Source organism: Gluconobacter sp. (assembly GCF_047722525.1).
In the GTDB taxonomy this organism is placed as follows: Bacteria; Pseudomonadota; Alphaproteobacteria; order Acetobacterales; family Acetobacteraceae; genus Gluconobacter.
This window is the reverse complement of record NZ_JBDNYY010000052.1, coordinates 1-5,136: the sequence shown is the minus strand read 5'-3', so window position 1 is coordinate 5,136 and position 5,136 is coordinate 1. Positions and strand designations below refer to the sequence as shown.

The following is a 5,136-nucleotide window of genomic DNA, read 5'->3' as shown; positions in this document are numbered from 1 at the left end:
AGAAGAGCACGGCCAAGCAGGCGCTCTTCCGCGACATGAACTCCGGGCGCAAGCGGATCCTGATCGGGTCTTCCGCGACCATGGGGACTGGGGTGAATGCGCAGCAGCGGCTGATTGCGCTGCATCACCTCGATGTGCCCTGGCTGGTCTCGGACATCATCCAGCGTGAAGGCCGCATCGAGCGGCAGGGCAACCAGAACCCGTTGATCCAGCTCTACGCCTACGCCCTGAAAGGCTCGGTTGACGCCACCAACTGGCAGATGCTGGAGCGCAAGCAGAAGTTCATCTGCCTCGCCATGTCCGGAGATCGCACAATCCGTCGTCTGGAAGACGTGGGGGCGGAAGCCAATCAGTTCGCCATGGCCAAGGCGCTGGCGTCGGGTGACGAGCGCCTGATGCAGAAGGCCGGTCTGGAAGCCGAACTGGCCCGCCTGGAGCGGTTGCAGGCCGCGCATCATGACGATCAGTATAACGTCCGTCGTGCCATCGACCGTGCCGAACGGGACCGCGAGACGGCACAGTCCGTGATCCCGCGTCTTCAGAACGACATCGCACGGCGTGAACCTACACGCGGCGAAGCGTTCCGGCTGGTGCGCAAGGACCGGGAAATGACCGAGCGTGACAAAGCCGGCCAGTGGCTTCTCTCGCAGGCCCGTCTCGCCGCGCAGTCCGGGGAGAAAGGCAAGTGGACTCTCGGCACGATCGGCGGTTTCGAGATCCTGTGCGAGACCTGGCGCAGCCGCTTCGATGACACGGAAACATGGGATGCCACGCTTGGCGTCGTGCTGGACGGGCGGATCCTCGGCATGGATTTCGACCGTGAGACGAGCCCGGTGGGACTGATCAGCCGCATCGAAAACGCCCTGTTGCGGTTCGAGGCTGAACTGGCAGACGCACGCCGTCAGGTGGAAGAGGCCGAGCGCAAGCTGCCCAGCTACCGCGCCCGCGTGGGTCTGGCGTTCCCGGAGGCGGCTTTGTTGCAGGAAAAACGCGATGCCATGGCCGCCCTTGAGGCGGATCTGGCAGCGGATACCCAACGCCGCGAGGACGCGGAAAAGGCTAAAGCAAAGGCTGCTTATGATGCCGTGACTATAGAAAGAGAATCTGAGGCCGCGTAAAAAGGAGAAGAGAAGCCCTATGCCTGTGTTCGTTTTGGGCTGAACTGGCCATACACGGAGTTCCACCTGTCGTAGCGCTTATGCACGTTTCCCGTGGGCAACCTGTCCGTAGGACATGCAGCATACCATTGAGAAATAGGTGGTTGTCTCCGTAAGGGTATGCCCAATGTCCTTGCGCAGGTGGCTGAAGCAGGCACTCATCGCTCATTCACAGTCCGTCAGATCATCTCGTGCCATATCTCTTTGCTCTGCTCCGTAATCAGCAGACAAAAAGTGAATTAAATCTCAGGCAAGTCAAACGGAGATTTTACCAACGCAGCCTAACGCTGTCGTGAACACCGAATTTCAAAAAGAAAAATATCGTTGCGAAATGTTCCGAACGATGCATTATCGTTACATAAATTTTTTGCAAAGGCGTATCTTCATGTCAGAGCATCTATTCCCGCTTAATATTTCTAATTCGAATCAGAACCAGTCCATAATCATGCATGGATCCACAAGTAATAACCAAAATGATCTAAAGTACGGCGCGACCGTTCCGACGCATAAAACAGAAGGAATTTCGAGCGGAAATGTGGATTACTGGAAAAACTCGGCTGATCTGAACGGGATAATTAATAAACTAATCACTGGGTCAAATAATACAGATCAATCCAGCGTTCCAAAAAGCCTTAGTGAGCAAATTGCCTATAGAGCAGAAGCCGAGACATCAAATGACGAAACATACCATGTAATAGGTCATCGATCCCCTCCAGGCTCCTCCCAAACTATCACTGACAATGGAGGAGGGGGAGCGCCTAATGATTCAGGTGCCGGGGGCGGCGGTGGAAGCGGTGGAGGTGGAGGCGACGGTCTATCCTCAAACAAAAATATTGTGAATGGTCCAAATGGTACCAAGTGGGATTATTCTAAATCGATCCCACTGACTGAGACACAAATAGCAACAGCGAATTCGATACTAGAATTCGCTCAACAGAATGGAGCAACTAGGTACGAAGCTCTTATTATGATAAATGAGGCAGTTGTTGAGTCTAGTTTAGGGACTCTACTCCACAATAGCGGCTCTACTGCAACTGGCATTTTTCAATATACTGTTGGGACTTGGGCCGAAAACCATGGTGATCTTGATATAAATAGCAATCAGGACCAAATGACTGCAATGCTCGAAGACATCAATCATTACGCCATACACTATGGGGAACTTGAAGTAAAAGGCCAGACACCTCAAAACTCAGATGGTTCCGATATGACGTTACAGGAGATGACTCAGTGTGACCATCGTTGGGGAAATAATGTCACGAATTTTAGCCAGAGAGACATATCAGCTGCAATGAAGAAGATAAATGAATGGGCGATAGATGTTGGTACGGAAGGATTTAGCCAATGAGATATATTTTAATATACTTTCTTTTGCTCGGAGCAATATTTAATAAATGTTACGCAGAGGGTTGTCTTTGGCAAGATGCTAGTTATGTTTCGCATAATGTTCCTGATATAAGTCTGCAAGCTTCTTCTAACGCCGATAGTAAATCAGGGTACTATTTCTATATGGAGTTAAAGAAAAGAAAAAATATTAGCATACCACTGTTACTCGATCAGGGGTCAAGTCAAAGGATATTCGCATATAGGAATGATAATAAAAAAATATACTCAGAATTAATATTCCTTGACGACAACTATGAAATTTCCACATTTCTGCCTCGCAAAAATAGTCCCGCCCCGAAGTTGGTTATAGTAACGGACTTGCCAGATATATTACTTTCAAACTTGCTTATACATCCAGACCCTCAAGAATTGTATTTAGTCTGCCCGCATAAATGAGTCTATTTTTATTGTGCTCAGTTAGAGAGCGGAGGGATCGAAGAACCGTTAATTGATGTGCCTTGGTTTTAATTTTGAGCTTTTGGCGTGTTGATTGACGGTTCTCTGGGTCGCTCTCGATCTGCGTTTTGAGCAGATCGAGAGCTGCCACCCGCTGGATAGCTATGCATTCGCGCTGATCCGCTCCCAGAAGAAGAAGCGGCGCATGTTGTAGACGATATTGGCCAGCCCAACCCTCATGGTGGCCCGTGTGTTGCCGACAGTTCGGATGAATCGTCCGGTCTGTGATTTCTGATCTGCAAGGACATGCTCAATGCGTGATCGGATCACGGACTTGCCTGCATTGGATTGCTGGATATGTCGGGGCATGGGTTTGAGGTTCGGCTTCTTCCTGTGAAGCTTCGAGACGAAACCCTCTTTTTTCATGAAGTCCTCATTTGCTTTTGAGCAATAGGCTGTATCTGTCCGAACGATTGAGGCCGCATTGGTTTTATCGAGCAGGCCTTCTCTCAGTCGTGCCCCATCGCTGGCGGCAGCATCTGTGGTCTTCCATTTGCGGATCATCCTGAACTTCCGGTCGATAGAGACATGGGATTTGTAGCCAAAGAACGGAATGGCAAGATCCGTTGCGGGCATACTCCCGTCATCCTGCCGCTTTGTTTCCGTGAACTTCAGCGTCCAACGAGCACGGCGATCCTTGTGGGGCAGTTTGAACGGCTTGTCCTGTCAGTCTTCAGGAATACGCCCTGCCCGGAGATTTGCCTTCTCGGCACTCGTCTCGCGCTGCTTTAGAGCAGCCACCAGCGTTGTGTCCAGGATTTGGCCCGACGTGGGCGAATACCCGGGATTGTGCAGGGTTGCGTCAGAGCGCTCAAACAGTCTTTCAATCGTGCCCGCCTGGGTCAGGCGTTCCCGGAACAGCTAGACCGTTTTGGCGTCAGGCACAGGATCCGACACCCCAGACCAAGGAAACGCATAAGGATAGGCGATCGTTGACCAGATACTCTGTCCGCTCATCAGACAAATTGCTCAGCGTCTGGATCACCAGAATTTTGAACATCAACACGGGATCAAACGGAGGACGGCTGCCTTTTATGCCGTCTGAATAGGCCAGAGCCCTCTCAAGATCAGGGCGAAACACTTCAAAATTCACAGTTCGGGAAAACGCTTCGAGCTGATCGCCAAGCCCGCTCAACCGGCAAGCCGCTCTTCAACATCAAAGAAACCAGGCTGCTTCATGATCCATGCTCCTAATCAATGTAGGAGTGATGGAATCACACATAGAGGCCTAAAACCAGAGGGTTTTTCGAACCCTCCAGGTTATGACGCCGACTGGTTCAGGGACGCCCTGGAAGAAAAAGGGATAAAGCCCTGCATTCCAGGACGGAAATCTCGCGGAAAACCAGTCAAATACGACAAGCGAAAATACAAAAGACGCAACCGCATCGAGATCATGTTCGGAAGGCTCAAGGACTGGCGGCGGGTCGCAACCCGCTATGACAGATGCCCGAATGTCTTCTTCTCAGCCATCTGCCTCGCCGCAACCATCATGTTCTGGCTATGAGTCCTGAGCCTAGCTTATGATCGCTCATATTCGCAGAGTTCTGCGGAAAATCAATTAGGTCACTTTTTGATTCAAACAGTAAGGTTTAACCAACCTTTCGCAACGGAACGGGCTGAACAGCCACAGACCCCGAAGCAGATTGAGGTCGCCGCTCCCGATCCAGATAGCGCAGGCAACTGACCCGCAGGAAAGACGCCATATTGGGTAGCTCACCCCGAAGCTCCAGAATTTCATCCGAAAGCTTCGTGATGAGTTGGTTGACGGTCATGCCATCGGCTGCGGCAATTTCCGTCAAGACATCCCAGAACATGTTCTCCAGCCGGATCGTGGTGACGACACTATGGATCCGCAGGGACCGTGTCCGGCTTTCGTAAAAGATCGGGTCGGCGCGGACGTAGAGTTCACACATGGCGGGTCTTTCCCTGCGGATAACAATCAGGCTTCGATCTTCGTGCCCAGAACCTTAAGGAGCTGGCCGATCCAAGCCGGGTGTGCTGGCCATGCTGGTGCTGTCACCAGCTTACCGTCCGTCACAGCCCCATCAATCGCAATCGCCTGATAGTCTGCGCCTGCCAGGATCATTTCAGCACGACAGGCGGGATAGGCAGAAACCTTGCGACCGGAAATGACATT

At 51.7% G+C, this 5,136-nt stretch carries 3 protein-coding genes and 3 pseudogenes; 3 read left to right on the top strand and 3 right to left on the bottom strand.

Annotation, left to right across the window (positions count from 1 at the left end; genetic code table 11):
* Nucleotides 1-1,118 (top strand): annotated as a pseudogene (locus ABF859_RS15310) (lactate dehydrogenase); the annotation flags it as partial.
* A 331-nt stretch (nt 1,119-1,449) separates the two neighbouring features.
* The gene (locus ABF859_RS15305; RefSeq protein ID WP_415528490.1) at nt 1,450-2,505 is read left to right on the top strand and encodes a hypothetical protein; all 1,056 of its coding nucleotides are present in this window, start codon (nt 1,450-1,452) and stop codon (nt 2,503-2,505) included.
* Nucleotides 2,506-3,101: 596 nt separating this feature from the next.
* On the opposite strand, the pseudogene ABF859_RS15300 reads toward ABF859_RS15305, so the two are convergent.
* A pseudogene (locus tag ABF859_RS15300) lies at nt 3,102-4,178 on the bottom strand (IS5 family transposase).
* 79 nt (nt 4,179-4,257) lie between these two features.
* On the opposite strand from ABF859_RS15300, the pseudogene ABF859_RS15295 reads away from it, so the two are divergent.
* Nucleotides 4,258-4,503 (top strand): annotated as a pseudogene (locus ABF859_RS15295) (transposase); the annotation flags it as partial.
* A gap of 85 nt (nt 4,504-4,588) precedes the next feature.
* Here the strand turns inward: ABF859_RS15295 and ABF859_RS15290 are convergent.
* On the bottom strand, nt 4,589-4,912 hold the full coding sequence (locus tag ABF859_RS15290) for a ribbon-helix-helix domain-containing protein (RefSeq protein ID WP_415528489.1): 324 nt from the start codon (nt 4,910-4,912) through the stop codon (nt 4,589-4,591).
* Nucleotides 4,913-4,938: 26 nt separating this feature from the next.
* Nucleotides 4,939-5,136, bottom strand: a 198-nt coding sequence (locus tag ABF859_RS15285) for a DJ-1/PfpI family protein (RefSeq protein ID WP_415528488.1), incomplete at its 5' end; no start/stop codon positions are given.

Excerpts from the sequence above, each read along its gene's own strand:
- ABF859_RS15290 (WP_415528489.1), bottom strand. The coding sequence starts at position 4,912 with ATGTGTGAACTCTACGTCCGCGCCGACCCGATCTTTTACGAAAGCCGG.